Source organism: Frankia casuarinae (assembly GCF_000013345.1).
GTDB classification, from domain to species: domain Bacteria; phylum Actinomycetota; class Actinomycetes; order Frankiales; family Frankiaceae; genus Frankia; species Frankia casuarinae.
The window spans coordinates 2,291,050-2,316,447 of the sequence record NC_007777.1 but is presented as its reverse complement, the minus strand read 5'-3'; the positions used below and the strand labels follow the sequence as shown (position 1 = coordinate 2,316,447).

Annotated in this window: 26 protein-coding genes and 2 pseudogenes; 10 read left to right on the top strand and 18 right to left on the bottom strand. The window is 69.0% G+C overall.

All coding sequences use genetic code 11. The features are described 5' to 3' along the window. Window positions 1-263: 263 nt before the first annotated feature. Window positions 264-599, bottom strand: coding sequence for a TetR/AcrR family transcriptional regulator C-terminal domain-containing protein (locus FRANCCI3_RS09925; RefSeq protein WP_011436406.1), 336 nt, complete (start codon window positions 597-599; stop codon window positions 264-266). 47 nt (window positions 600-646) lie between these two features. Between FRANCCI3_RS09925 and FRANCCI3_RS09920 the strand changes: the two genes are divergently transcribed. Further along, the gene (locus tag FRANCCI3_RS09920; protein ID WP_201783636.1) at window positions 647-1,258 is read left to right on the top strand and encodes a DUF4386 domain-containing protein; all 612 of its coding nucleotides are present in this window, start codon (window positions 647-649) and stop codon (window positions 1,256-1,258) included. A 69-nt stretch (window positions 1,259-1,327) separates the two neighbouring features. Here FRANCCI3_RS09920 and FRANCCI3_RS09915 read toward each other — a convergent pair whose 3' ends face one another. The 4 genes from FRANCCI3_RS09915 to FRANCCI3_RS09905 all read right to left on the bottom strand — a co-directional run bounded on the left by FRANCCI3_RS09915 (window position 1,328) and on the right by FRANCCI3_RS09905 (window position 4,154). Beyond that, the gene (locus tag FRANCCI3_RS09915; protein ID WP_011436404.1) at window positions 1,328-2,161 is read right to left on the bottom strand and encodes a L,D-transpeptidase; all 834 of its coding nucleotides are present in this window, start codon (window positions 2,159-2,161) and stop codon (window positions 1,328-1,330) included. 13 nt (window positions 2,162-2,174) lie between these two features. After that, window positions 2,175-3,137 carry a hypothetical protein gene (locus tag FRANCCI3_RS26875; RefSeq protein WP_011436403.1) on the bottom strand — a complete coding sequence of 321 codons (963 nt, stop codon included), beginning with the start codon at window positions 3,135-3,137 and terminating at the stop codon, window positions 2,175-2,177. 680 nt (window positions 3,138-3,817) lie between these two features. Continuing rightward, complete coding sequence (locus FRANCCI3_RS26870; RefSeq protein ID WP_157493373.1) at window positions 3,818-3,955, bottom strand: hypothetical protein; 138 nt, start codon at window positions 3,953-3,955, stop codon at window positions 3,818-3,820. Beyond that, window positions 3,948-4,154, bottom strand: coding sequence for a hypothetical protein (locus FRANCCI3_RS09905; protein ID WP_131728914.1), 207 nt, complete (start codon window positions 4,152-4,154; stop codon window positions 3,948-3,950). Before FRANCCI3_RS09905 ends, FRANCCI3_RS26870 begins: the two co-directional genes overlap by 8 nt. Before the next feature lie 283 nt (window positions 4,155-4,437). On the opposite strand from FRANCCI3_RS09905, the gene FRANCCI3_RS09900 reads away from it, so the two are divergent. Further along, window positions 4,438-5,337, top strand: a complete 900-nt coding sequence (locus FRANCCI3_RS09900) for a MurR/RpiR family transcriptional regulator (RefSeq protein WP_011436401.1) — start codon at window positions 4,438-4,440, stop codon at window positions 5,335-5,337. 726 nt (window positions 5,338-6,063) lie between these two features. On the opposite strand, the gene FRANCCI3_RS09895 is transcribed toward FRANCCI3_RS09900, so the two are convergent. After that, on the bottom strand, window positions 6,064-6,414 hold the full coding sequence (locus tag FRANCCI3_RS09895) for a hypothetical protein (RefSeq protein WP_011435470.1): 351 nt from the start codon (window positions 6,412-6,414) through the stop codon (window positions 6,064-6,066). A 70-nt stretch (window positions 6,415-6,484) separates the two neighbouring features. Between FRANCCI3_RS09895 and FRANCCI3_RS09890 the strand changes: the two genes are divergently transcribed. The 3 genes and pseudogenes from FRANCCI3_RS09890 (at window position 6,485) to FRANCCI3_RS09880 (ending at window position 10,200) form a co-directional block, all read left to right on the top strand. Next, window positions 6,485-7,609, top strand: coding sequence for an IS630 family transposase (locus FRANCCI3_RS09890; protein WP_035958574.1), 1,125 nt, complete (start codon window positions 6,485-6,487; stop codon window positions 7,607-7,609). Window positions 7,610-7,627: 18 nt separating this feature from the next. Further along, a pseudogene (locus FRANCCI3_RS09885) lies at window positions 7,628-8,449 on the top strand (RNA-guided endonuclease InsQ/TnpB family protein); the annotation flags it as partial. Window positions 8,450-8,997: 548 nt separating this feature from the next. Next, a complete protein-coding gene (locus FRANCCI3_RS09880) occupies window positions 8,998-10,200 on the top strand; it encodes a cytochrome P450 (protein ID WP_011436398.1) in 1,203 nt (400 codons plus the stop codon). Between the two features lie 90 nt (window positions 10,201-10,290). On the opposite strand, the gene FRANCCI3_RS09875 is transcribed toward FRANCCI3_RS09880, so the two are convergent. Next, complete coding sequence (locus FRANCCI3_RS09875; protein ID WP_011436397.1) at window positions 10,291-10,827, bottom strand: DUF1003 domain-containing protein; 537 nt, start codon at window positions 10,825-10,827, stop codon at window positions 10,291-10,293. A gap of 149 nt (window positions 10,828-10,976) precedes the next feature. Here FRANCCI3_RS09875 and FRANCCI3_RS09870 point away from each other — a divergent pair, with 149 nt between their 5' ends. After that, window positions 10,977-11,696, top strand: coding sequence for a PhzF family phenazine biosynthesis protein (locus tag FRANCCI3_RS09870; protein WP_011436396.1), 720 nt, complete (start codon window positions 10,977-10,979; stop codon window positions 11,694-11,696). Window positions 11,697-11,705: 9 nt separating this feature from the next. Here FRANCCI3_RS09870 and FRANCCI3_RS09865 read toward each other — a convergent pair whose 3' ends face one another. Next, window positions 11,706-12,989 carry an ISAs1 family transposase gene (locus FRANCCI3_RS09865; RefSeq protein WP_049760812.1) on the bottom strand — a complete coding sequence of 428 codons (1,284 nt, stop codon included), beginning with the start codon at window positions 12,987-12,989 and terminating at the stop codon, window positions 11,706-11,708. A gap of 319 nt (window positions 12,990-13,308) precedes the next feature. Between FRANCCI3_RS09865 and FRANCCI3_RS26865 the strand changes: the two genes are divergently transcribed. Continuing rightward, entirely contained in the window at window positions 13,309-13,452 is a 144-nt protein-coding gene (locus tag FRANCCI3_RS26865) for a hypothetical protein (RefSeq protein WP_011436395.1), read from the top strand. 108 nt (window positions 13,453-13,560) lie between these two features. Here the strand turns inward: FRANCCI3_RS26865 and FRANCCI3_RS09860 are convergent. Then, window positions 13,561-13,839: pseudogene (locus FRANCCI3_RS09860) on the bottom strand (IS607 family transposase); the annotation flags it as partial. Window positions 13,840-14,362: 523 nt separating this feature from the next. Between FRANCCI3_RS09860 and FRANCCI3_RS09855 the strand changes: the two are divergent. After that, complete coding sequence (locus tag FRANCCI3_RS09855) at window positions 14,363-15,625, top strand: IS110 family transposase (RefSeq protein ID WP_011436393.1); 1,263 nt, start codon at window positions 14,363-14,365, stop codon at window positions 15,623-15,625. A 322-nt stretch (window positions 15,626-15,947) separates the two neighbouring features. Next, the gene (locus FRANCCI3_RS09850; RefSeq protein ID WP_235463097.1) at window positions 15,948-17,024 is read left to right on the top strand and encodes an IS3 family transposase; all 1,077 of its coding nucleotides are present in this window, start codon (window positions 15,948-15,950) and stop codon (window positions 17,022-17,024) included. Window positions 17,025-17,312: 288 nt separating this feature from the next. Here the strand turns inward: FRANCCI3_RS09850 and FRANCCI3_RS09845 are convergent, their stop codons facing one another. Genes FRANCCI3_RS09845 through FRANCCI3_RS09825 form a run of 5 tightly spaced genes read right to left on the bottom strand, consistent with a single transcriptional unit; the run spans window position 17,313 to window position 19,221 of the window. Beyond that, window positions 17,313-17,840: a hypothetical protein gene (locus FRANCCI3_RS09845; protein WP_011436391.1), complete on the bottom strand. Its 528-nt coding sequence runs from the start codon at window positions 17,838-17,840 to the stop codon at window positions 17,313-17,315. Further along, window positions 17,837-18,310, bottom strand: a complete 474-nt coding sequence (locus FRANCCI3_RS09840; protein ID WP_041257870.1) for a hypothetical protein — start codon at window positions 18,308-18,310, stop codon at window positions 17,837-17,839. The genes FRANCCI3_RS09845 and FRANCCI3_RS09840 overlap by 4 nt, the downstream gene beginning before the upstream one ends. Beyond that, the gene (locus FRANCCI3_RS27945) at window positions 18,307-18,588 is read right to left on the bottom strand and encodes a hypothetical protein (protein ID WP_041257868.1); all 282 of its coding nucleotides are present in this window, start codon (window positions 18,586-18,588) and stop codon (window positions 18,307-18,309) included. The genes FRANCCI3_RS09840 and FRANCCI3_RS27945 overlap by 4 nt, the downstream gene beginning before the upstream one ends. After that, on the bottom strand, window positions 18,585-18,887 hold the full coding sequence (locus FRANCCI3_RS09830) for a hypothetical protein (protein WP_070130442.1): 303 nt from the start codon (window positions 18,885-18,887) through the stop codon (window positions 18,585-18,587). The genes FRANCCI3_RS27945 and FRANCCI3_RS09830 overlap by 4 nt, the downstream gene beginning before the upstream one ends. Then, window positions 18,880-19,221, bottom strand: a complete 342-nt coding sequence (locus FRANCCI3_RS09825) for a DUF397 domain-containing protein (protein WP_023840402.1) — start codon at window positions 19,219-19,221, stop codon at window positions 18,880-18,882. Before FRANCCI3_RS09825 ends, FRANCCI3_RS09830 begins: the two co-directional genes overlap by 8 nt. Window positions 19,222-19,552: 331 nt before the next feature. Here FRANCCI3_RS09825 and FRANCCI3_RS09820 point away from each other — a divergent pair, with 331 nt between their 5' ends. Then, window positions 19,553-20,965 (top strand): hypothetical protein, encoded by a 1,413-nt coding sequence (locus FRANCCI3_RS09820; RefSeq protein ID WP_011436388.1) that lies wholly within the window; start codon window positions 19,553-19,555, stop codon window positions 20,963-20,965. A gap of 494 nt (window positions 20,966-21,459) precedes the next feature. Here FRANCCI3_RS09820 and FRANCCI3_RS09815 read toward each other — a convergent pair whose 3' ends face one another. The 4 genes from FRANCCI3_RS09815 to FRANCCI3_RS09800 form a co-directional block, all read right to left on the bottom strand. Next, on the bottom strand, window positions 21,460-21,726 hold the full coding sequence (locus tag FRANCCI3_RS09815) for a hypothetical protein (protein WP_023840404.1): 267 nt from the start codon (window positions 21,724-21,726) through the stop codon (window positions 21,460-21,462). Window positions 21,727-21,846: 120 nt separating this feature from the next. Further along, window positions 21,847-22,152: a hypothetical protein gene (locus FRANCCI3_RS09810; RefSeq protein ID WP_023840405.1), complete on the bottom strand. Its 306-nt coding sequence runs from the start codon at window positions 22,150-22,152 to the stop codon at window positions 21,847-21,849. A 525-nt stretch (window positions 22,153-22,677) separates the two neighbouring features. Then, entirely contained in the window at window positions 22,678-23,754 is a 1,077-nt protein-coding gene (locus tag FRANCCI3_RS09805; protein ID WP_011436385.1) for a toll/interleukin-1 receptor domain-containing protein, read from the bottom strand. A gap of 297 nt (window positions 23,755-24,051) precedes the next feature. After that, window positions 24,052-25,257, bottom strand: coding sequence for an ISAs1 family transposase (locus tag FRANCCI3_RS09800; protein ID WP_011436384.1), 1,206 nt, complete (start codon window positions 25,255-25,257; stop codon window positions 24,052-24,054). Window positions 25,258-25,398 lie beyond the last annotated feature (141 nt).

Genomic DNA, 25,398 nt, shown 5'->3' with positions numbered 1-25,398 from the left:
TGGCCCACGCCACGAAGGTCGTCAACACTTATTACACAGCGCTATCGATTCATTCGAGATGGCGATCGAGCAGCACCGAACAGCGGCTTTATCCACCTTCATTCCGACGCCATTCCGACGCCATTCCGACCGATTCATTGGCCGTTCACCGCCCGGCCAGGAGGTACCGCTGAAATCCCGACAAGATTTTCGATGCGGACGCGCGAGAAGCGCCACTGAAAATATCCCACAGCCTTGACTCCGCGCCGACGAACTGCCCGCGCTCAGGGGTCAATGAGGCGTTCGATGCCGTCAAGGACACGGTCGAGGCCCCAGCTGAACTGCTCGGTGGTGACGTAGGCGGCCAGCACGTCAATCTGGCTGGCGGTGCGTGGGTAATGCTCGACGGGCACGGCCGCGAACGCGTCACGGCGGGCGGCGATCCGCTCCGCCTCGGTGGTTCCCGGCTCGTGCGGCTCGGCGGCCTCCAACGCGATGGCGCCCAGCACGTACACGATCAGCAGATATGCGGACCGGGCCGCGTTCGCCGCCGCTACCCCGCCGTCGGCCAGCGCCGCGAGCAGCCGCTCGTTGAGCGCGAGCGCGTTGGGGCCGTCCATCGGGCCACCGAGTCGTCCTTCCGTCCTTCCATCGAGGCGGCACCGGCCTGGTCTGGACCTGGTTCGCGACCGGCTGGACCTACGCTCTGCTACTACCGCCGACGCTGCTGCTGCCCACGGCCCTCGGTCGCCGGGACGATCCCGTCCTGCGCGCCGCGACCTGGGTCGGCTCCGCCGCGATCGTGCTCGCGCTCGCCGGATTCCTGCGCTGGGTTTTCGTCGTGCCGCCGCTGGCACGGCAGTACATGGCCGGCGACACGACGACCCGAGCAGCCGTCGACGCCGCCTGGCTCGCACAACACCAGCTCGGCGGCGCCCTGCTTGGCGAGCACCTCGGCCAGACGCTCGCCATCGCCTGGTCGACGACGATCTCCGTGATCATCCTCCGCCGCCGTCTGCTTCCCGCCGCTGTGGGCATGCTGGGCCTGGTCGCAAGCGCCATCTACCTGCTCAACCAGGGCGACATCCTGACCACCGCGATCCCCGGGGTCCCCGCATGGGAATCGGCGGGCTTCCTCGGCTCCACACTCTGGTGGAGTATGGATCGCCACCCTCGGCTTCGCGCTCCTGCGCCGGCATCCACCCAGCCGACCCCGCAGAACCGGCTCTGCCCCGCGGCCAGCCGCTGCCGGGCTGCCGGGCTGCCGGTTCAGCCTTGAGTAATTCAAGATCGGCATCGGGGTCTGTCGCATCCGCGACAGACCCCGACGAGGTCGAGATGGGACCGGTCAGGCGACGATGTCGACCGGCGTGCCCAGGGGCAGCATGCCCGCCAACCAGGTGATGTCGCTGTTACTCAGGCGGATGCAGCCGTGGCTGACGTCACGCCCCAGCGTGTGGGGCTGGTCGGTGCCATGCAGACCGATAATCGGAGCATGGCCTTCGAAGGAGGCCAGTGAGGTGGAGAAGCCCGAGAGGCCGAAGGCGAAGGGCCCGTAGGGTCCGGTCGGATTCCGCGGCCGCAGCAGTTCGGTCAGGTAGTACCGCCCCCCGGGGGTCGGCGTGTCCGTGGTTCCGACCGCCACCACGAACAGGGATATGAGCGTGTTCCCGCGATACAGCCGCAACTGGTGGGCTCCGCGGACGACCTGCAGGTGATAGGCGGTGGTGCTGGCGCGGACCTGGTCGTCCCTGATCCATCCGCGGCTGCCGTTGGGCCATATCGGCAGCAGGACCTGCCACCATCCGGGCAGTCTCGCCGTGACGAGAAAGACCCGTGGCGCGCCCGCCTCATTCGGGTTACTCAGCCGCGACGCGGGCCAGGTGGACATGGGCGTTGGGTAGACGTCCACGCCGGCGACGGTCGCGGTCAGAATCGTGTTCACCGCCTCCGGCTCGGCCGCCGCGCCGCGAGAAGACCTGGCGGTTACCGAAGACCTGGGGATGGCCGAAGACATACCGGTGGCCGAAGAGCCGGCGCCGATGCCCTCACCACCGACCGCGCAGGCGGCCGGGAACAGCAGCCCGCACACGGCGACCATCAGCGCGGCCGACGCGCGCGGCGCCGACAAGCCGGCGGGTGGTCGAGGCCGCCGGGTGCCCGCGTCCGTCACCTCTGTCATCCCATAGAGCCGGTCATCCCGTGAAGGGGACGGTGTTCGTCGTGATCGGCGTCGCCGGTACCGTCGTGCCGGTACTGGTGCCGGTGCCGCCCTGCTGCCCGGGCGAGCCCTGTGGTGTCGTGCCGCTGGTTACGGGTGATGTCGAGCCCGTCTCCTGGGCCGGGGCTTCTCCCGTTCCGGGAGCCTTCGCGGTACCGGGGATCTGTCCGCCACCGGTCGACTCCCCAGTACCGGGAGTCTGTCCGCCAGCAGAGGCCTGTCCGCCACCAGAGGCCTGTCCGCCACCAGAGGCCTGTCCGCCACCAGAGGCCTGCGGGTACGAGGGCGCCTCGCCCCGCGTGCCCGGCACGATACCGGCTCCCGGGGCGACGGGGCCGGTGCCGGTAGGACCGGTGCCGGTAAGGCCGGTAGTGGTGGCCGCGGTCGACGGGCCCTGTCCGCTGGCCGGCACCGGCCGACCGTGGGTCGACACACCGATCGTCGGCAGCTGGGGTGAGGGGTTCCACGACTGGTCGAACACGCGGGCCACGACGAGGGAGGAATGCGTGTCCAAGGTGCGCGAGGCACCCGCCGCCAGCACCCCGTTGCCGCCCCGCCCCTCCTTCGAGAACCAGCCGAAGGCGACCGGATGATCGGTGACGTTCTTCAGCGTCCACGAGACCATGCCGTGCCCGCCTGCCGATCGCAGGTCGAGCGACCGCAGGTGGCTCTGGATCCGGTTGATGTCGGCCGCCCCGATCGAGTAGGCGCGGAACAACGGGTTGATCTGCGCGACGATATGAGGCGGGGTCGGGTTGACGACGACGTTGTCGATACTCACGTCGAGATCTGGCCGCAGGGCGAAGCCGCCCGGGAGCGTGACCTGACTGGAACCGGGCACCCCGTCGGGGAACGCGGCACCGGCTGGACCGGCCACGGCGGCGGCCAGGGCGCCGGCAGCACCGACGGCGGCAAAATACATTTTTCGCGAGCGCATGGCGGGACGCCCCTTCCCTGCGTAATTTATCGGCGTACGTGTACGTTGAATCGCCCTGGCGACAGTACTCTGCGACGTCCTCGTGCTACCCCGCACGATCTCACCAGGTACCCCGTCCGGGCTAACACGGCGGCGGGAACCGGGCGCGGACGGTCCGTCCGTGCCGTGTGTGCAGAGGATTTTTTCGTACCCACCAGGAGGCGCCGGCGAAAGTTGTTCGGCCGGTATCTTCCGACTCACCTGTCCTCACCAGGACAGGTGAGGACGGCGATACGATTATGTCGGGCTCTCCGAACGGGCCAGGTACGCGGATGTGGTGTGCAGGACGATGGCCGCCAGCGCGCCGGAATGGTGGGTGCGGTAAACGAGGTCGGCCTGGGCCGGGTCCACCCGGCACCGCCAGAACCAGGAGGGTGATAAGGAGGGCTACGCAGAACTCGGGGAATAGAAATAGAGCGCCCAGATCACGGAGAATTCCGTCCGACGGGTCGGGAGCGGACGCCGGTGGTCGGTGTGCAGTACTCGCCAGACCCTGGAGTTGGCGACGGCCCGGGTTGTGCCCGGTCAGGTGCTGTTCTCCCGAGTACAGTTCCGGATCGGAACTGTACGACCGACACGGCAGCAGGGACCCGTCCGCCACGGTGGCCGTCCCCCGAACTCGGCCGCGATGCGGTCGATGCTCAGCGGGTGAGTCGCAGTACGCGTCGGGTGCGGGGAACGGCCCGGTTGGCGGCGGGACGCTGGTCATGATCGGGTGCCTTCGGCGGGATGGGCCTGGCCCCGGCGGTCGCGTCGAAGCCACTCAGGCGCTCAGGCACTCAGCCGCTCCTTGACGTAGGTGGCATAGACAATCTTGATCATCTCGCCATCGTTGCCGACGTCGATGCCGACCTCGGCATGGCGGCGCACCGCCTCGGCGGCCGCCTGGCGGATGGTTCCCGGCAGCCGCTGTGCCCGCTCCGGGGTCGGGTCGTGATGCTCCCGCTGGAGCACCTCTTCGGCCAGCATCCTGGGCACGGCAGGCTGCCGACGTGGGCGGTCACGATGCGGTCGGTGCTCAGCTTCATATCTCTCCTCGCTTACGGCAGACGGTCAACGGGCTCAGCGGGGGCAGGGCTGAGAGACGGAGACAGAAGGAAACATCCTCTTAACGGAATGCATTAGATGGATAGAATTTTCATACAGTATGATTTCTACCAAAGGAACAGATCTTCATCCGGCCCATGCGGCAGATGACAGCGCACCACCGGCAAGCTGGAAGCCGAAAAGCGCGAGGATGGTGACGACGTTGGGAGAGACCATGACCGGACCGACGGCCGTCGAGACGATCGACGAGCCCGCCCAACCCACCCCCGGGCCGGGCGGCACCATCGCGCACCTACGCGCCTGCCTGCCGACTCTCACTCCCAGCGGTCGCAAGATCGGCCAGCTGATCCTCGACGACCCGAGGGAGATCGTTCACCTCACCGTCACCGATCTCGCCGACCGGACCGGCACCTCCGTCGCGACCGTGGTCCGGTTCTGTCAGGATCTCGGCCTCAAGGGCTTCGCCGACCTCAAAATTCGTCTCGCCGGCGAAGCGATTCCTCCCGAACGCGGCCTCCACGAGGCCGTCACCCACGCCGACTCCCCTGCCACCATCCTGGAAAAGATCCTCCACAGCACCGAGTCGGCCCTGTCCGAGACCACCCGCACCGTCGACCGCGCGGCATTCACCCGCGCGGTCGACGCCCTGCAATGCGCTGACCGGGTCCTGCTCATCGGCGCGGGGACGTCCGCCCCGCTCGCCCAGGACGCCGCCTACCGCTTCCGCACTCTCGGCCTGCTCGCCGAAGCCCCCGCCGACGCCCACGTCCAACACGTGGCCGCGCGCCTGCTGCCTCCCGCCTCCGCCTGCCTGGCCATCAGCCACACCGGGCAGACCCGCGAAACCCTGGCCGGCGCCGCCGCGGCGCGCGCGGCAGGGGCCACGACCATAGCCCTCACCAGCTTCTTCCGATCCCCCCTGACGAGGCTGGCCGACGTAGCCCTCGTCGCCGGCAGCAGCGAAACAAACTATCGAGTCGAGGCCATGAGCAGCCGCATCATCCACGCGACGGTCCTCGACGCCCTGTTCGTGGCCGTCCACCTCGCGCAACCCGACCGCGCCCAGAAAGCCCAGGAACTCACCGCCGAGGTACTCACCGAACACCGGATCTGACACCCGAGATCACGGAGGTGAACCCGCGGAGGGTGACGGCGAGGGTGGCCATGGCGAGGGTGGCCATCTCCCGGTCCGGTACGGCGGTGATCTGATCGTTCTCGTTGACCGGAAAACGGTCCAGCGGTTGGCTGGTTATACACGGTCGAGACGGCCAGCGAGACGGCCACGGCAGGCCGGCGGCGGTAGCGGCGGTCCTCTCACCCCGCGCTGACCGCACGAACTACGCAGACCGTGTAAACCGTGCGCCGGCCTCCCACCGCACCCGCTCCTGCGGTGACCACGATCCTTCGACTGGCCTTCGGCCGGCGAATCTGGGACCTGACCTCGTGAACGCTCGTGAGTGTTGGCGGTCATCACGTTCGCCGGCCGTGTTGTCCTCGACCGGGCACCCAGCGTCCTCGACAGGGCACCCCGCCGGTTGGCCTTCCCCTGGTAGGACACTTACGAGGAGACCTACGCGGAGCCCTCATTCAGGACCGGCCTCGGCGGGTTGATCACGTGCTACTTCTCCGTTCGGGCCAACCCGACGGGCACCGTGTTCAGGTGGACGAAGGACGACCGGCGTGAAGGCGTTGCGGGCGTACCGGTTCGCGCTCGACCCGAACAACAACCAGCGTGCCGGCCGACGACCGGCATGTGAAGCTGCCCCGGATCGGCCGGGTGAAGGTCCGCGAGCCGATGGGCGCGCTGACCGGGCGGCTGGCGAATGGTCGGGCCCGCCTCCTAGTGGTCGCCGCCGTTAGTTCGTCGGTGATGGGTGGTGGCGGGTAGGTAGAGGCCGGCGGCGAGGTCGAGGGCTGCTTCGGCGGTGCCGGTCGGTGAGCCGTCGGCCAGGACGGAGTCGGCGTAGTCGTCGTGGCTGGCGCGCCAGATCGCGAAGCCCCACTGGTTGGCGTAGCCGCCGTAGCGGAGCCGGCACAGGGGCTGGTCGTCGCCGTCGGGATCGGTCGCGGTGACGTAGGCGAACCGACCCCGGTAGCGGGTGGACACGCTGATCCCGGGCCAGTTCGTGGCGGCATGCGCGACGAGACGCTGCCGCAAGGAGATCTTCGTCGATTCCGGGATACCCGCCACGGTCTGATTGTGGCCGGGGGTTGATCGTGGTGTGCCTTGGGGGCGTGGCTGGCCCGGTAGGACCGGGAGGGTGTCCCGCCGTGCCACCGCGATCACCCTGACCTGCGACGTCCGTGCCGTTCTGGCGGGCCGTGCCCGTTCGTTGACGGTGCCGCGCCGTGACTGGCTGCGCGCGGCGATCGTGCTCGCCGCCGCCGACGGTGCGAGCAACACGACGATCGCCACCGATCTCGGTGTCTGCGAGGACACCGTGGGCAAGTGGCGGGGCCGGTTCGCCCGTGAAGGGCTCGCCGGGCTGGTGGACCGGCCCCGTTCGGGTCGGCCGGCCCGGTTCACCGCGGTGCAGGTCGCCGAGGTCAAGGCGTTGGCGTGCACCCGGCCCGCGGACGTCGGTGCGCCGCTGGAACGCTGGTCGAACGCCGAACTCGCCCGCCACGCGGCCCGGGAGGGCATCGTGGCGGGCGTGTCAGCGTCGTCGGTCGGACGCTGGCTGGCCCGGGATGCGATCCGCCCCTGGCAGCACCGCTCGTGGATCTTCCCCAGGGATCCGGCGTTCGTCGCGAAGGCCTCCCGGGTCCTCGATCTCTACGCTCGGATCTGGGACGGTGCACCACTCGGCGAGAACGACTATGTGATCTCAGCCGATGAGAAGTCCCAACTGCAGGCACTGCGCCGCTGCCACCCGACCGCGCCCGCCCAGGCCCGTCACGGACCGCGCGTCGAGTTCGAGTACCAACGCGGCGGCACCCTGGCCTACTTCGCCGCCTACGACGTCCACCATGCCCACGTCATCGGCCGGATCGAGCCGACCACCGGCATCGCCCCGTTTCACCGGCTCGTCGACCAGGTCATGACGGCCGAGCCCTACGCCTCGGCACGCAGGGTGTTCTGGGTCGTCGACAACGGCTCCTCCCACAACGGCCAGACCTCGATCCGCCGGATGAGCGCGGCCCATCCGACCGCGACGCTCGTCCACCTCCCGGTCCACGCCTCCTGGTTGAACCAGGTGGAGATCTACTTCTCGATCCTGCAGCGCAAGGCCATCGAACGCGGGGACTTCGCCGACCTCGACGCACTCGGCGACCGGGTCATGGGCTTCCAGGACCTCTACAACCAGACCGCGGCCCCGTTCGACTGGAAGTACACCCGCGCCGATCTCCTCAAGACCGCCAGCGGCCTCGCCCTCGCCGCATAACCGGCGAACTTGCAGCGACGACCACTAGGCGCCACGGTGTCGCGCACGGCCTGCCGCTGGTTCGTATCGTTCACCGTCGAGGTCGAGCGGGAGGTTCCCACCGGCCCGTCACGGCGGCAGCGTGCCGCCGTGACGGTCGGTGTCGACCTCGGGGTGCGCCACCTCGCCGTCCTGTCGACCGGTGAGACCGTGGCGAACCCGAAGCCGCTGGCCCGGTCGCTGCGGAAGCTGCGCCGCGACGGGCCGCACAAGCTCACCACCCGGCTCGCGACGTCCCACGAAACGATCGTGGTGGAAGACCTGCCCGTGGCCGGAATGGTCCGTAACCGCCGCCTCGCCCGTGCCGTGTCCGATACCGGCATGGCCGAGGTCCGCCGCCAGCTCGCCTACAAAACCCTCTGGTACGGATCGACCCTGGTGGTCGCGGACCGCTGGTACCCCTCGAGCAAGACCTGTTCCGGCTGTGGCGGGCGAAACCCAAACCTGACCCTGCCGGACCGCATCTTCACCTGCCCGTCCTGCGGGCTGGTGGCCGACCGCGACGCCAACGCCGCGGTCAACCTGCGTCACCTCGTCGCCGCCAGTACGTCGGAGACGATAAACGCCCGTGGAGCCGACCGTAAGACCCACCCTGGTGGGCGGGTGGCTGTGAAGCGGGAACCCGGCACGGCCATGGCCGGGAAGAGCGTCACCCGCACCACCGAGGTGGCATCCGGCGGGAAGTACGGCGGGACACGGCGGGACACGGAGGGCGTCCCGGTCGGCGTGAAATCCTTCACGCGGCACGGAAGGGCGCGACACGTGATTCCCGTCGCGATCGCCTTGCCGGGTCTGCCGTAGACCATGACGGCGAGCTTCCGAAAAAGCGCCGTGACCACGCTCGGCGTGAACGCCCCGCCCACCAACTGACACAATTGGGTAGTCAGATCACGGCCCGCTGCTGCGCCCCGGAGGGCACGAATGAGGGCACGAATGAGCCGGCCCTCCCAATCCTTCCGGTAAAGTCGGACGGGACCCGGACCCGGACGCGGAGCGTGAAAAGCGGAGCGTGAAAAGCGGCCAGAACCGTTGAGGAATGCCGCCGAACCCGGCGGGCCGTCATGGCCGGGACCGTCACGGATTCCCCGCGCAGGGGGCATCATTGCCGGCTCACAAGTGGTTGCAAGAGGTTTCAGGCGTCCGGCCGACGGCTTCCTCCGATGCCACCCGACTCCGCCTCGAGCCGTTACCCGAACAAGCCAGCCGCAGGGGCGGCGGCGGCGGCTTTCCCTCGCATCCACCAACGATTCGATAGGCATCAGCAGCACTCCATCGCCGCACCGGTCAGTCATGACGGCCCTGAAGCCGCGCCCCGGCCGGTTTCCGGAGTGCCCTGGGAAGGAGAATCCATGGCGGATCCCGTGGTGACCGACGTCGGGACGTCGGCACGCAAGATCGACCGCGAAGACCCGAACGGCGGATGCCCGGTCGTACAGGGCGCCGACGGCGTATGGCGGATCAGCGGGTACGCCGCCGGGCAGGCGGTGCTGCGCAGCTTGGAAACCAAGCAGGCCGGCCTCGGTATCGACGCATCTAAGGCGATTCCCAAGCGGATCCGCCGACCGGTGCTGCACAGCGACGGCCCCGAGCACCGGGAACGCCGCCGGCTGACCGCACGATTCTTCACTCTACGCAGGGTCGACGAGCACTACCGCGAGCTGATGCACCGCGTCGCCGACGAGCAGATCGACCGGTTGCGCCGCGAGCGGAGCGTCGACCTGTCCGAGCTCAGCTTCGCCCTCGCCGTCGAGGTCGCCGCCGCGGTGATCGGCCTCACCAACAGCCGCCCCGGCATGGCCGCCCGCCTGGAACGGTTCGCCCAGGGAGACCTCGGACCGCCGAATGTCACCAGCATCCGCGGCATCAGGCAGTTCATCCGGCAGAACCGCCACGCCCTCGCCTTCTACCTCGCCGACGTGCGCCCCGCGGTACGCGCCCGCCGTCGGCGACGCACGGATGACCTCATCTCACACATGATCGACCAAGGCTGCACCAATGCCGAAATCTTCGCCGAGTGCGTCACCTTCGCACCCGCAGGAATGATCACCACCCGGGAGTTCATCAACGTCGCCGCCTGGCACCTGTTCACCGACGACACACTGCGCGCCCGCTACCACGACGCTGACCAGACCGAACGGATCGCGATCCTGCACGAGTTCCTGCGCTTGGAACCGGTCATCTCCACTCTCAAACGGCGCACGACGGCCGACATCCAGCTACCGGGCCCGCACGGCCCGCTAACGATCCCAGCCGGCGCCCAGATCGACATCGCGGTGAGCAGCACCAACATCGACACGCAGGCCATCGGCGCCGACCCGTACACAGTCCGCCCCGCCCGCCCGATCGGCGACGGCGTGAGTCCGGCGGGGCTGAGCTTCGGCGACGGCCCCCACAAATGCCCCGGCGCACACGTCGCCATCCACGAAACCGACATCTTCCTGCACAAGCTGTTCATGCTCGACGGCCTGCACATGGCCAGCCCACCCCAGGTCACCCTCCGGGACGAGATCGCGGCCTACGAGCTGCGCGGCCTCGTCGTCACGCTCGACTGAATCGTCGCGCTCGGTTGACCCGGCCCCACACGCCCGGCGCCGGGCACCAGGCACCGGATTCGCGTCGTCGCCGACGATGAACCTGAGGCGTCACGACACTCCCGGATCCATCACTCCCGGACCCATCGGCTGGGCCTGGCCGTTACGGATCTCCGCGCGGGCGTGCGCGACGAGCTCCTGGACGTCCCGTTCCACCTCGTCGGGGTCAAGCCCGAGCGCCCGCCCGATGTGGACCGACCACACCTCGGACCGCAGGTTGGTCTCGAAGTCGAGTTCGGCACGGAGGTTCTGCCGGGCGGCCTCACGGTTCTGGCTGACCATCACGAACGTCGATAGGAAGATCGCCTCCAAGCTGACGATCATCGTCAGGAGGCCGAACGGGTAGCGGTCGAAGACGGCGCCCTCGCCGAACACGCCCTCGTTCAACAGGATCCAGCCGCCGAACCAGACCGCATGCAGGTAGACGAAGGGCAGCGATCCCGCGAAGGAGGTGATCAGATCCGCCCCGCGGTCCTGCGAGGTGCGCATCCGGGCGAAGGCGATCCGCTCGTTGGAAATACGCGGATGCGGGCGGCCACCCGCTTCGGCGTGACGGGGTCGGCCATGGGTGTCGGCGGAGGAACTCATGCCTTCATGCTGATATGCACCCGGATGCGTTCCCGCGCCGGCCCGCTCCTGGTGACGCTCCATCGCCTCCAGCCGCCTGGCGATCGGAATCCAGGAATTCCTCACCTGCATCCGCGCGGTCAGCCGGCGGCCCGCGGGACACTGGGCCGATGCCGCGTCCCTTCCAACAGATCGATGTCTTCTCAAGATCCCCGTATCAGGGCAATCCGGTAGCCGTCGTGCTCGACGGATCGGGACTCGACCCGGAGGAGATGCAGCGGTTCGCCCGGTGGACGAACCTCTCGGAGACTACCTTCATCCTGCCGCCCACCTCATCGGACGCCGACTACCGGGTCCGGATCTTCACACCCGGTGCCGAGCTGGCCTTCGCAGGGCATCCCACGCTGGGTACCTGCCACGCCTGGCTGACCACCCGGCCTCCGGCCGAACGGGGCGATGTGGTCGTTCAGGAGTGTGGTGCCGGGCTCGTTCCCGTCCGGCGGACCGCGGACGGACTCGCGTTCGCCGCACCCCCGCTGCGACGCTCGGGGCCGGTTAAGGAGGCCCTCGTCCAGCGCATCGGCACGGCGCTGGGCATCGCCCGCGATGACATCGTGGCCGCCGAGTGGGCGGATAACGGGCCGGGATGGATTGCTGTTCTACTCGACAGCGCCGAGGCGGTCCTCGCGTTGCAACCGGGCATCGTCGACCTGCATCTCGGCGTGCTCGGCCCGTATCCGCCCGAGTCGACCGAGACGTTCGAAGTTCGGGCCTTCTTCCCCGTGAACGGCACGACGAGGGAGGATCCGGTAACCGGAAGCCTCAACGCGTCCGTCGCCCAATGGCTGCTCCGGACCGGGCGAGCGAGCGCACCCTACACGGCAGGGTGACCCGCAAAGTCATTGATGCAGGTCAGCGGGGTTGTCGAGAGTGAGGATGGCCAGGAGCAGGGCGTTGTCGTGTCGGATTCTGCGGATGGTCGGGGCGATGCGGTTATGGCCAGCGAGGCGAATCAGCCCGATGATCAGGTTACGGAGCGTGGTCATGATGCGGGGCAGTGGGCCGGTCCGAACCCGCGAGGCATCCTCACGGAACGTCACATCGCGCACCCAGTGGACCTTGTTCTCGATCGTCCAATGCCCTCGGGCGTAGCCCGCGAGATCAGCGGGTGTGACCGCGTCGAGGGTGAGGCTCGTCAGGACGTGGACCGTGACAGTGCTCGGGATCGTCCGGGTGACCCGGGCCCGGCCCGTGCCGGTGGTCACGGTCCGCCGGACATGACGGCGGATCCGCGCCACGGTGCGGGCATGGGGATAGCGGGCACGGATCGCCTCGCTGGCCTGGGCCAGCTGGATGGTGCGTCGTTCGAACCGTCCATGGGCCCTGCCCTCGGCGCTGTGCCCGATCGGGATCTTCGTCCAGTCGGTCGCCTGGTGGCAGTCGACCGACAACGCCGGGGTGTTCGCCTTCACCGTGAACACGAAGTGCGCTCCCAGCTCGGTGACGATCAGGTCGGCGTGGGCGCGGGTCGTGTGCAACGCATCAGCGGTTACCACCACCCCATCCAGCGGATCATGGGAATGCAGTTCGCGGAGCAGCGGTGCGAACGCGGTGACCTCGTTCGTCTTCGCGCCGACCTCATGCTCGGCGAGCACCACACCCGTGCCGTGTTCGGCGACCGCGAGCAGGTGCGGTGCCCGCCCCTCAGGCCCAGCCGCGCCACGCAGGGTCTTCCCGTCGACCGCGACCACCCGCCGCCCACCACCACGGGCCTGGCGGGCGCGGGCCGCGGCGAACATCCCGACCGCCCTCGCCAGCGCCGAGCTGTCCACCGCGGACAGGACCCGGATCATCGTGTCCACCGACGGTGCCTGCGGCTGCCCGGTCACCGGATGGACCCGCGCCCCGAGAGCGGTCAGGACCTGCGTCGGGGCGTGCGCAGCCCAGGCCGCGATCTCCTCCACCGACTTCTCCCCCGCGGCGACCGCTGCGGCGGACAGTCCCAGGATCACCGGGAGCCGGTGACGTATCCCTCGCGGGTCCCGCGGGTCAGGCACCCCGGCGAGTACGTCGGCGAGCCCCTGCACCTCACCGCCGTGCGCCCCCAGGACCCGCAGCGACCGCCGCATCCGGACCAGCTGCCCCGACCCGGCCTGTCCGAGATCGGTGGGAGTGACGGGCATGCGAGACTGGACCGGCAACGGGGCTCCCTACGGCTGGTGATCTAGGCAATCCCCGTCCTACCGGGACCCCGTTGCCTCACCGCAGCCACCCTCACCGTGGTGGCCCGCCGTTGTTCCCCCGGACCCCACGGCCCCACCGCCCCACCCACCCCACCGGCTGTCACAGAACGTCATCGGTGGCGTTTCCGCCGGCGCCGGAACCCACCCTCACACGCGCTACTCACAGCGACGAAACAGCAGCCGGGCCCGGATCCTCACACCACCACCGGCCCCAGCCCCCCGCACCCCGTCTCACACCGTCTACCTGCACAAACAGACTTTGCGGGTCACCCTGCCCTACACGGTGAGCCAGGGAACACTGCTCCACCGGACCGGACGGGTGCACATCTCCGCTGATGCGGACGGCACGGTCTGGATCGGCGGCGACACGATCACCTGCGTGTCCGGCTTCGTCGAGCTATAGGTTCCGTTTGTAAACGAACCGACCTGCGCTGGCATACCGGCGCAGGTCGGCGAGCTGGGCGTCGTTCCGGGTCAAGAGCGAACCCGATACGCCTGGAGGACCCTCACGGGCTTCCTCGACGGCGGCTGCGACCGCGCGCCGGACCCGGTCCGCGGCGGCCTCCCGACCATACAGCCGGAAGCACAGCGACGTCAGGATCTCGGTCACGTCCCCGACCAGATCGTCATCCACCCCGGCGGGGTCCTCATCCACCCCGGCGGGGTCGACGACCAGCAGCCGGCGGCCGGACGCGGCAAGGTCGGCGTCGACATACTCGACGCCGAACCGGCCGAACCGGTCGCGATACTCGACAACGATCGTGGCTACCTGCGTGCCGCGTAGCAGGGCATGGCCCACTATAGCCTGCCAAAGTACATTATTAAGCGCTGAGTCGTGCAAACTAAAGTACACCCTATGGAACGCGAACTAAGTGACGGAACGGTCGAAGGCATCGCCATCAACCCCGAAACAGGCGAAGAACACCCGTTCCTGCGTCGCCCAGGCCGACGCACACGGGCCGTGGTCTATCCGCCCTTTCGGTCCTACGGCGTCGAGGTTCGGTCAGGGACGCGGCCGATCTGGCTCTATCTGCGGCTATCGAAGTACCACCGGGATGGCGCTGATGCGATCGAGCGTCACCGCATCGACCTCACGCGGCTACTGGCCGGCCACGTGGGGCGATGGAAAATCGCTGGTGGTCGGCCGGTCGACGTCGGGCTGCCTTGGTGCCGTAGGTGGAGCCCGTCTTCTAGTGTGACGTGGGGATCTTCAGGCACGTGGGACTGCTGCTTCGAGCGCGACCTTTAGACTCTTTGATCATCTGATCCCCCCGGTCGGCCGCCTGGTCTGTCTCGATGTATGAGGGGGTCTGGTGGAGCGGCAGGTGGCGCGGTGCGCCGGTCTGGACGTGCACAAGGACGAGATCGTCGCCTGTGCGCGGATCTCCGATCCGGGTGGGCCTGGCCGGGTCGAGTTGCACACGTTCGGGACGACGACGCGTGAGCTGTTGGCGTTGCGGGACTGGCTGACGGGGCTGGGCGTGACCCGGGTCGGGATGGAGTCGACCGGGGTTTTCTGGAAGGCGCCGTTCCACATTCTGGAGGACGCGGTCGCCGAGTGCTGGCTGCTCAATGCCCGGCATCTGCGCAACGTGCCGGGCCGTAAGACGGATGCGGCGGACGCGGCGTGGATCGCGGAGCTGGTCGAGTACGGCCTGGTCCGCCCGTCGTTCGTGCCGCCCCAGCCGATCCGGGAACTACGTGACCTGACCCGGTATCGCCGCGCGCAGATCGACGAGCGGACCCGGGAGGCGCAGCGCCTCGACAAGGTCCTCCAGGACGCGGGGATCAAGCTGTCGTCGGTCGCGTCGGATGTGCTCGGGAAGTCCGGGCGGGCGATCCTCGACGCGCTGGTCGCGGGGACCACCGACCCGGTCGTGCTCGCCGAGCTCGCCAAGGGCCAGCTCCGTAAGAAGATCCCGGCGCTGCAAGAGGCGCTGACCGCGTTCTTCACCGGCCATCACGCGATCATCATCGGGGAGATCCTGTCCAAGCTGGACTACCTGGACGAGGCCATCGACCGGCTCTCGACCGAGATCGACCGGGTGATCGCCCCTTTCGCGGATGAGGTCGCCCTGCTGGACACGATCCCCGGGGTCGACCGCCGCATGGCCGAATGCCTGATCGCCGAGATCGGCGTCGACATGACCGTCTTCGGCTCCGCCGAACGGCTCGCCTCCTGGGCGGGCCGCTGCCCCGGCCAGCACGAGTCCGCCGGCAAGTCCAAAGGCGGCCGGACCCGCAAAGGGTCGAAATGGCTGCGGATCTACCTGCACGACGCCGCCCGCGCCGCCAGCCGCACCAAGAACAGCTACCTCAACGCCCAATATCACCGGATCAAAGCCCGCCGCGGCCCCGCCAAAGCCAGGGTCGCCGTCGAGCACTCGATCCTCGTCGCCGCCTTCCACATGCTCGACCGAGGCGAGCCCTACCACGACCTCGGCGCCGACTACTTCACCCGACGCCGCGACCCCAACCGCCACGCCCAACGCCTGATCAGCCAGCTCGACGCCCTCGGCTACGACGCGGTCATCACCAGACGAACCGACCAGCCCACCGACACCAAGGCCGCGTGACCCGAGGCAGCGGACCACCACACCACCCGACCCAGCCCCGCCACGGCGCTGAGGCGGCACGCCCCATGTGGGTACGTCCCGATCAACGGTCACCCTGTTTTCCCTTTAGGAAGCGTGGCCGGCCGGCGGCGGACCCGCGGGACAGGGAGATCGAGCAGTTGCGGGCGGAGCTGGCCCGGAAGGACAAGGAGCTTGAGGCGTCCCGGCGCGTGGTGGGCATCATGGGAAAAGCCAACGCGCTTTTGGAGGCGCTCTCCGAAAGCATTCCCGAGATTTCCCGGGAGTCGTCGCCGAAGGAGAACGGATAGCTGACGCCTGCGCGGTGGAGTTGGCCGGGGTTGTCGGGGTGAAGAAGGCCTGCGAGTTAACGGGCCGGTCGCGGGCGACGTTCTACCGGCGTCATCGTCCGCCGGCTTCGGTGCCGCCGCGGCCGGTCCCGAAGCCGCACCGGGAGCGGGTCCAGCCGCGGGCGTTGTCCGCGCGGGAGCGGGAACGGGTGCTGGAGGTGTTGAACTCGGAGCGGTTCCGGGACGCCTCGCCGGCGCACGTGTGGGCGACTCTGCTCGACGAGGGGGGCTACCTGGCGTCGTGGCGGACGTTCTACCGGATCCTGGCCGCGGCGGGGCAGACCGGGGAGCGCCGCGCCCAGGCGTCGCACCCGTCGCACGTGAAGCCCGAGCTGCTCGTGTGCGCACCGAACCAGGTGTGGACGTGGGACATCACCAAGCTCAAGGGCAGGTCGAAACACGAGTACTACTACCTGTACGTCATTCTCGACGTCTACAGCCGGTATGTCGTGGGCTGGCTGCTTGCGCCGAACGAGTCCGGGGAACTCGCGAAGGAGCTGGTCAGCCAGACGTGCGAGAAGTACGGCGTCGACACGTCGGGGCTGACGGTGCACGCCGACCGTGGCTCGTCGATGACGTCGAAGACCCTCGCGCTGCTGCTGGCCGACCTCGACATCGTCCGGTCGCATTCCAGACCGCGGGTCTCGAACGACAACCCGTTCTCCGAATCGCAGTGCAAGACGTTGAAGTACCGGCCCGAGTTCCCTGACCGTTTCGACTCGATCGAGCAGGCACGCCGGTTCTGCCGTGGGTTCTTCACCTGGTACAACACCGCGCACAAGCACTCCGGGATCGGCTATCTCTCGCCGGCGGCCGTCTACTTCGGCCTGGCCGGGCAGGCGCACGCCGCGCGGGCCCGGGTGCTTGACGCGGCCTACGCCGCGCACCCGGAGCGGTTCGTGAACCGGCGGCCGGTCCCGCCGCCGCTGCCGAAGCCCGCCGGGATCAACACGAAGCCCGACGACCAGGCCGAGCCGGTCACCGACGGTGCCCCCGAACGATCGGAGGTCATCCCTCGACAGAGATCGAAACAGGGATCGAACGCAGGCTAGTCCACAAAGAATCTTGCCTCAAAAATCTTGACAGGTTCCGCCGCCGTTGCCAGCCAGCCCCAAGCATCCCCACCACCGGTAGAGCACTACCGTCCCCGCCGTATACGAGAAGACCCCGAACCGGGCGCGAGGGGGCGCAACCCGGATCTGAGGCCGGTCAGGTGACCGGCAGGGAAGCGCAGGCCTGCCGGCCACGTCTTCAGGGTGGGAGGACCCCGCCCGGTGGTTGGGGGCAGGGCAGGGTCCTCCCCGCAGTGACAGGCAGGCGGACCTCTACCCGTCACGGGCTCACAGGCGGATGCCGTCCCTTCGCACCCGGGCGGCAAGATCCCGGATCTTCCGGGTGGGGACGAGTTCCCACCCGGTGCGCAGCCGCGCCCGGCCCTCCGTGCCCACCACCCGGACCCGATGCGGCACCCACTCACCCGGCATCCCGTCGTACCGGTCGGGAACCTCACCCCCCATCGTGATCACCCCAAGATCATCCTTGGGGTGCTGTGCCCGTAGCCGCAGACCGATCACTACCGCCAACCCCGTGGCCTCTACCGCACACCCCCGGGTATGGATGGTCACCGTGCCCCGCACATCCGGCGCCGCGATCGCAGCCCCGAGCGCTTCCATCGCCAGCGGCTTCAATCCCGCCGGGTAGAACGCCATGCGCAGCCGGCTGCCCGCCGCAGAGCTACGGACCGGCCGGGCGATGAGAAACCCGTCGCCCGTCCGGCCGCCGAGACAGCGGCCCCACCGGGGAATCCTGCCCTGCTTGATCGTCCACACCCGGCCTGGCGGATCGCCGTTCCTCGCGTCTGGGCTCATAGCCGGTTCTCTCTGGCCAAGGCCGCGTACCGGGGCAGGGACATCACTTCCCACATCGTGTGTTCCACCCACCGGCCACCGCCGTCCAGCAGGCGAACCCGATGCGACACCGGCATGATGCCGACCCCCCCGAACTCTTCGGGTCGCAGCGCACAGCCGACCGTGACCACCGGCATGTCCACCCCGGCCGCCACCCGGTCCCCGTGGATGTACCGGCCGAGCAGAAACGCCAGCCGGGTGTTCCCCGGCGGGCAGGTCCGGGGGTGCGCCGTCACCGTGGCCACCCCGTCCTGTGCCGTGGCCGCCACCGCCGCGGGCAGCAACGGCCCGTCCTCCACCGGCCGGACCCTCACCTGCACAGCGCGGTTACAGTCCACGTCCAGCACCGGCCCGGCCAGAAGCAGCCCGTCGCCACCGGGGAGCTCCACGTCTGGAACGTTGCCGGCCTGCACGTCCCACAGCCGGGTCACCGTGTCTCCCGTCCCGACCGGGCGCCACCGTGGAGCAGACAGCCCAGCCGTGCCGCCGGCCCGTCCGGCAGCACTCCCCAGCGGGTTGCCGTGCACGAGGTGCGGCCGATCGTCCATGTCACCCGTACCAGCAGGTCTTCCACCAGAATGGGCAGTTCCACCACCGGTTCCCCGGCCCGGGCATGCGCCCACCGGTGCGCCCGGTCGAACTCCGCCCGCGGAAAGCTGGTGATCAGTACGCCGTCGCCGTCCAGGACCAGCAACGGCCATCCGGTCACAGGATCACCACCGGATCATCCGGCCGGTGCAGCACCAACGCCGGCACCACCAGCCACTCCCCGTATCCGTGGGCACGGGCATGCCGGTCCGCGTCCCGGGGGGTGGCGAAGTAACCCACCACCCCGTCCACGTCCCGCTCCGGCCCGTCGACCACCGCCACCACCCACACCGTGGCCGCCTGATCCGCCCCCGTACCGGCCAGGATCCGCGACCACGCCTCCGACCAGCCCGGGTGTTCCCCCCGACCAGCCCTGGCACCGGACATCGCCCCGCCCCCGGCGCAGGCCTGCTCACCCATCACCGGCCCCCGCCCCGGCAGCCGGGGGAACCGGCACCGAGGGAACCGGCAACGCCGCCAACCGGGCGAACCCGAACTCACCCCGACCCACCCCGGCCAGGAACACCGCCCACTCCCCGGCCTCGAACAGCAACCCCGCCCCCGCCGGAACCCGGCCGTGCCGCACCGCCACCCCCGGGGCATCCAGCAGCCCGAGCGTCCCGACCGGCACCGCGGCCACCTCCACCGCCCCCAGGCCAGCCCGCGCCGTCCGCCACCAGGCCAGACGATCCCGGCCCCGCACCGGCACCTCACACTCCAACCGGGCAAAGTGCTCGTCCTCCCACCGGCCCACGCCAGGACCCCCCTCGTCTCGTGATCACAACAAGGTGGCCCCGGGCAGGCCCCACCTGCGTGGAACAGCCCGCCCGGAACCGTTCACGGCGCCCGCCGAGGACACGAAGGCCAACCCGACCAGAACCGCCGGGCATCACTATCGGCCACCGAACCAGGCATCACAGTGACCGTCGGGGCGCAGGGGAACGCCGCCACCATGACGGCACGGCACGGCATCCGCATGCCATCCGTGCCTTCCTGATGCCATCCCGTGACATTCGAGGCCGGCGGTCGGAACATGGCACCTGACCAGGACCTCAGACCCCGCCAGACAGTCGGAAGGACCGCTGATGGCCCCGCCCCGCAGCGACACGATGCTCGCCCGACTACTTCATGATCGGAACTGGAGTTGCGACGACTTCCGCCGTGTCTTCGACACCACCGCCCGCACACTCAGCCGGGAAAACAACGATCTTCGGGTGCCGGGGCCACTCAGCGACCGGCAGGCGAAACGGTGGATCGCCGGCCAGGTCGCCACCAGGCCCTATCCGGCGGCATGCCGGGTGTTGGAGGAGATGTTTCACGTTTCCGTGGAAGATTTGCTGACCCGGAATCCCACTCGCTACCGTGAGACACAGGCCGTAGCCCCGCCGCCCGTGCTACCACGTCCCGTCATGGTTCCCGCTCAGGCGGAGCCCGGCAGCGGGCCGCCCCGCGAGGAGGTGAGTCCGTCGCGCCGCCGTGACCTACTCGGCACCGGCATCCTTCTTGCCGCCAGCACCGCCACGACTGGCGCCACCAGCCGCGCCGCGCAGATCTCCCGCGCCATCGCCGCGTCCACCCCGGACCCCCTCAGTGTCGCCCAGCTCCACCAGGGCATCCAACGCCTCACCCGGATCTACTCCACGACACCGCACGCGGATCTACTCGGACCCGTCGAACAGGCGTGGGACGATGCGGAAGCCCGGTTGGAAACCAGAGTCACCGGCACCGACCGTCGCGACCTCGAACTCCTCGCCGGCCAATACGCCTTCTACCGTGGTCGACTCGCCTTCGACATGGGCGATGACGACGGCGCGTTGACGTTCTTCGTCCTCGCCGCTCAACACGCCCAGGCAGCCGGTAACCCACTACTTGCCGGATCGGTTGCCGCCATGCGCTCCGCCGTGGCCTTCTTCGCCCGCGAGTTCGAGACCGCTGCGGACATCGCCGCCCAGGCCCAGCCGCAGGCGCACCCCTATATCGTCCCGCTCCTCGCCTGCGCACAGGCCCGCGCCTACGCCATCACCAGCCGCGAAGACGAAGCACTAACCGCCTTGCGGACCATGAATGATCATGTCTGGACCGGCAACCGCCTGCCAGGACCTTCACCGATTGACGAAGAGTCCAGCGAAGCTTTCAATGCGGTGGTACTCGGCTATCTCGGCAAGGGTGACGAAGCCGAGCCACACGCCCGCGCATCGTTGGCGATGCTCAGCGGAACCGGACGGTACGTCAGCACCGCCGGCACCCATCTCGCACTCGCACGGGCCTTCATCCACCGCACCCACCCGGACCCCGAACAGGCAGCCACCGCAGCAAGCGACGCCCTCATGATCGTTGACGGCAAGGAAGTGACCAACGGCCCGACCTTCAACCGGGCCGCCGGTATTTGGCGCACCCTCGCCCGCAACGAGGAGTGGGCACGGCTCGAACCCGTCCGCGACCTGGGTGAACAGGTCTCATCTGAGCGCCGTGCGCTCCCAGCAGGCCCAACCATCTAGATCGTCGCCAATGTTCTCTACCCCGTCAAGGGCGGCCTTCGGCCGCCGCGGGGGGCCTGCCGCACGCGCCGCGCGTCGCCGTGCGCGCCGCGCCTACGGGATCGCCACACCCGGCCGGGGCCCCGCCTCCCTCCGGTCGGCACCCCGGCCGGAGCGTCGCCCCGTGGGCCCGTCGGCCCGTCGGCCCGTCAGACCCCCGCCAGGGGGTCCGTGACGACCGTGACGATCGGCGGTCAGGGTGCCGCTGGTCCACGCGGATGGTCGACGGGTCGAGCGAGGTCCGGCGAGGGTAATGCCGTTGCTGGTTGTTGGGGCTCCGCCCCAAACCCCGGCCCTCACTCTGGAGGAGGGGGAAGGCGCGGCACGTCCGCTGATCGCCTCCGCCGCCCGACCGACGGAGGAGATCAGCTCAGCCGGGGCTCTGTGAAAGATCAAAACCCGGGTCGGGTGGCGTGGAAGCCCCCGAACCCGGGTTTGCTCAGCCGTGGGTCAGGTCATGCCGCGAGCGGTGTCCGCTGTTCCTCCGGGTCGAGCAGGGAATCGGCGAGGGCACGGCCGATCGCGTCGCCGGTGTCGAGGGGTTCGCGTGCGACCAGCAGCCGCACCCCCGTCCGGCGCAGCAGGCCCAGGACCGCCATCCGCCCGGTTTCGGTGGCCGCGAGCCGTTCCAGCGTGTCGACCACGACCACGCCGTACGCCCCCGACCCGACCAGCCGGACGACCGCCGACCAGGCGTGCGGACCCGATCTGGCGGACCGCACCCCCGGCCCGCCAGCCGCGCGCCGTACATGCCACCGCGAACACCGCCCGCTGGTCTGCCAGGTCGCCGTAGCCGCCGGCATCCTGACGGATGAAGTGCAACGCCCGCAGCGAGCCCGCCATCACCGGCCCCCGTCCCGACGATGACCACCGGGCCAGCCGTTGATCTGCGAGTAGTACCACTGGCTCGCCGCCGACCCCGCGACCGTCAGCGAGTCCCACCAGCGCGCCGCCACGTCATACGGCATGTCACCGGCCACGCTCACCCGCACCCCGGCCGGAAGCAGCAGGGTCGGACGCATCACCGAGAACCGAGGACCCGGCATCGGAAGATGCACATCCGCCGACTCCGCCGGATGCACCTGGAGATCCACGCTCGTCACCGACCGGTTACCGCCACCGATCGGCCCATATGGCACCATGGCCATGGGTTCCACACTCCTGTTCACGCAGGATTTGGGATCAAGGCCCGGAGATTGGTGCTGGTAACACCACTCCGGGCCGCCTATTCACTTACCTTCCACCATCCATAAGACCCTGAAGATCCACACCATGCAGGCATTTCGCGCGGATGGGAATGTTTCACAGGAAACGCCCACGCCGTTTTTTGCCGGCATGGTCACCGTTTCCTGCCTCCATTCATGGAATGGCCGTTCGTGTCGTCGGACCCCATGCGGGCAGCCCCGAGGTGCGGAGCGAGCGCCAGACCAAGGGCTGGGACGGAGAGCCGGACCGAGCTGCGAGCGAGGTTCGGCGCCCAGTCGGCCCGACCGTCGGGCGGCATCCCCAGAGACTCCAACCAAGTACTACGGTCGCCACCTGTATGGATCGCCGCAGGACGTCCGCATCCACTTCGGTTCTGTGTCGCAGATCACGGTGTACTTTCGGTTCTGCGATGAAGATCCCGAAAGCGCAAATACACCCAGCCGGGGGGCATCTTTTCCGAATGATCACTAACGTCCGAGATGCCGCTTTCCAAGCCGATCCAGGGTCCAGCCGAGCGCCATGGCGGTCGTGAGGGTATTGGTGTGGTCGGGGCCGAGGGTGGCGCGTTGGCGGGTGAGGGTGTCCTCGAACAGGGTGCGTGCCGCGGCGTGCTCGCCAAGGTTGCCCAGGGTCCAGCCGAGCGCCATGGCGGTCGTGAGGGTATTGGTGTGGTCGGGGCCGAGGGTGGCGCGTTGGCGGGTGAGGGTGTCCTCGAACAGGGTGCGTGCCGCGGCGTGCTCGCCAAGGTTGCCCAGGGTCCAGCCGAGCGCCATGGCGGTCGTGAGGGTATTGGTGTGGTCGGGGCCGAGGGTGGCGCGTTGGCGGGTGAGGGTGTCCTCGAACAGGGTGCGTGCCGCGGCGTGCTCGCCAAGGTTGCCCAGGGGCGACCTGAGCAAGTTGGCGGTCGCGAGGGTGTGGGTGTGATCGGGGCCGAGGGTGCGGCGTTGGTGGGCGAGTAGATCTTCGGTGCTCTGCTGGTCATGCGGGTCAGGGGATGTGTCGGTGGGTGCGGGTTCGTTTGCGGGGAAGGCCGGTTCGTGGGTTGGTGGGTTCGGTCGGTGTGTGGGGAAGTTGGGGGGTGTGGTGGGTTTAGCGCGTCCGGTGAGGGTGTGGCGGACGTGGTCGAGGAGGTGTCGGCCGGCTTTGTCGGCGTCGTGGTGGAACAGGTCGATGGAGACGACGGCGCCGAGGAGTCCTGGCCGTGGGCAGTCTTCGACCCGTACCGGGAGGAGTTTGCGTTTGAAGCCGTGAGGGTCGGCGGCGTGGGCGGCTTGCCATTCGGCATGGCCGTAGATCGAGGTCAGGTAGGCGCCGGAGAGTACGGCGAGGGTGTGTCGGGCGTGTTGGACGCCTTGTTGCATGCGGATCTGCCAGTTCGATCCGGGGACGAAGTCCCAGGCTTGGACGAGGACGCGGTAGCCGTCTGCTTCGAGCTGCCAGGAGATCCACTCCGCCCATTCGCGATCAACTGCCGTGTACGAGACGAAGAAGTCCCAGTCCGGATCGGAACCGGTCGCGTCGTCCGTGTTGCCCCCGTCGGTCACCCGGCCAGTGTGCCACCGGCACAGACCGCGTCAGGTCGTCCTACTACGGACTCCGCGGGCCCCCGAATCTGTGATATAGGACACGGTGTACTTTCGTTTGCGCGACGATACGCGGCAGTTGACACCTCGGCAGGAAGAACAGCCGCCGCGCGGGACGCTGAACGACGGCACCTGCCCGACTCCGCTGGACCGCCCCGGGGGGATCCTTATCCTCCCGCCCCGAGGCCTCCGAGGCCCTCCCACGTCCGGGGAAGGGAGAGCCGGACGTGAGAAAGACGCCCGGATACCAGGGCTCCGTCAAAGTCTGTTTTGGCTGGTCAGGGCGATGATCTGGAGGACGAGCCCAGGGTCTCTGATGGTGGCTCGGCGGGCCTGTCTGATGTTCTTGTAGCCTGCCAGGCGTAGTGCGCTGATCGTGGTATCGCGGGCGATGGCCCAGTTCAGGGCGGCGTTCTTGGTGCGGATGGTGTGGCGGTCCTCGTCCATGGTCCGGTCGCGGACATGGTGAATGGCCTCGACCGTCCAGTGGCCACGAGCCCACCGGGCCAGCTGCGCGGGGCTGGCCTGGTCGGTGGACAGGCTCGTGACCAGGTAGAACTCCTCGGTCGAGGTCGCAGCCGGGCTGGTCGTGGTCTTCTTACGGCGGGTGGTCCGGGCCAGCTTGACCACCTGCCGGGTACCTCGGAACCCGACCAGGGACGGCGCGGAGGGGGTCAACGCCTTCAGCGCGCGTTCCTCGATCCGGCCGTGGGCCTTCTCCCGGGTCACGTGCTGGTTTCCGAACTCGTCCCACGGCAGCCCGGCCAGCTTCGCCCGCACGGTGGGCTGGTTGCCCTTGATCGAGAAAAGCCAGTGGCCGCCCTTCGCCCGGATCGCCCGGGCCAAGGGTTCGTGTGCGTGCAGGCAGTCGGTCGTGACCAGCGTGTTGTGGTCACACACCCGGTTGACCAGCCTCCGTACCGAGGCGATCTCGTCGCCGGCCACGACCCGTTGATGCCCGAGCGCGGTCCCGGTGTCGTGGCGGACGGCCTCGACGACCGCCTCCTGGCGCACCGACCCCTGTGGCGGGCGGGAACGGGCGCCCTTCATCACCTTCCCGTCAAAGGCCACCGCTACCAGGCCGCCCGGGTCCGCGGGCCCGGGCGCGACCGCGGCGGTCCAGCCCGACAGCGCCTGGTCCAACTGCCCGGGCGGGCCTTCCTCCACGATCCGCCGGATCGTGCGCTCCGACGGCACCCGACGAGGGAACCCGAGGCCGGCCAGCACCCCGACCGGGAGGGCGCAGGCCCACTCCCACACCGCCACGGTGGTGTCGTGACCTGCGATGTTGCCCGCGACCCACAACGCCAGGACCGGCGCGAGCTCGTAGCGAACACCCCGCGGGTCGCGCCAGTCCGGTACCCGCCGCAACACCGCGACCAGCCCCGCGACCTGCGCGGCTGTCGAGACCTCAACCTGCTCCTGCTGACACTCAAGCCACAACATGGGGGACACTACAGACACGGACGCGGCACCTGCTTCTGGAAGACCTTTGCGTGAGAACTCAGATCTTCCTGTAGGTGCCGCGTCTGCCGCGTTCCAGGGCCCTTCGCGGCCCGACCCCTAGCAGTAGCCGACCACAAACTCAAGACGCCACGCCGTACC

Coding starts and splice junctions, on each gene's coding strand:
- FRANCCI3_RS09830 (WP_070130442.1), bottom strand. CDS start 18,887: ATGGGTGAGCAGGCCTGCGCCGGGGGCGGGGCGATGTCCGGTGCCAGG.
- FRANCCI3_RS09925 (WP_011436406.1), bottom strand. CDS start 599: ATGGACGGCCCCAACGCGCTCGCGCTCAACGAGCGGCTGCTCGCGGCG.
- FRANCCI3_RS09865 (WP_049760812.1), bottom strand. CDS start 12,989: ATGCCCGTCACTCCCACCGATCTCGGACAGGCCGGGTCGGGGCAGCTG.
- FRANCCI3_RS09880 (WP_011436398.1), top strand. CDS start 8,998: ATGGCGGATCCCGTGGTGACCGACGTCGGGACGTCGGCACGCAAGATC.
- FRANCCI3_RS09915 (WP_011436404.1), bottom strand. CDS start 2,161: ATGACAGAGGTGACGGACGCGGGCACCCGGCGGCCTCGACCACCCGCC.
- FRANCCI3_RS09900 (WP_011436401.1), top strand. CDS start 4,438: ATGACCGGACCGACGGCCGTCGAGACGATCGACGAGCCCGCCCAACCC.
- FRANCCI3_RS09875 (WP_011436397.1), bottom strand. CDS start 10,827: ATGAGTTCCTCCGCCGACACCCATGGCCGACCCCGTCACGCCGAAGCG.
- FRANCCI3_RS09845 (WP_011436391.1), bottom strand. CDS start 17,840: ATGAGCCCAGACGCGAGGAACGGCGATCCGCCAGGCCGGGTGTGGACG.
- FRANCCI3_RS09870 (WP_011436396.1), top strand. CDS start 10,977: ATGCCGCGTCCCTTCCAACAGATCGATGTCTTCTCAAGATCCCCGTAT.
- FRANCCI3_RS26875 (WP_011436403.1), bottom strand. CDS start 3,137: ATGCGCTCGCGAAAAATGTATTTTGCCGCCGTCGGTGCTGCCGGCGCC.
- FRANCCI3_RS09820 (WP_011436388.1), top strand. CDS start 19,553: ATGGCCCCGCCCCGCAGCGACACGATGCTCGCCCGACTACTTCATGAT.
- FRANCCI3_RS09810 (WP_023840405.1), bottom strand. CDS start 22,152: ATGGCCATGGTGCCATATGGGCCGATCGGTGGCGGTAACCGGTCGGTG.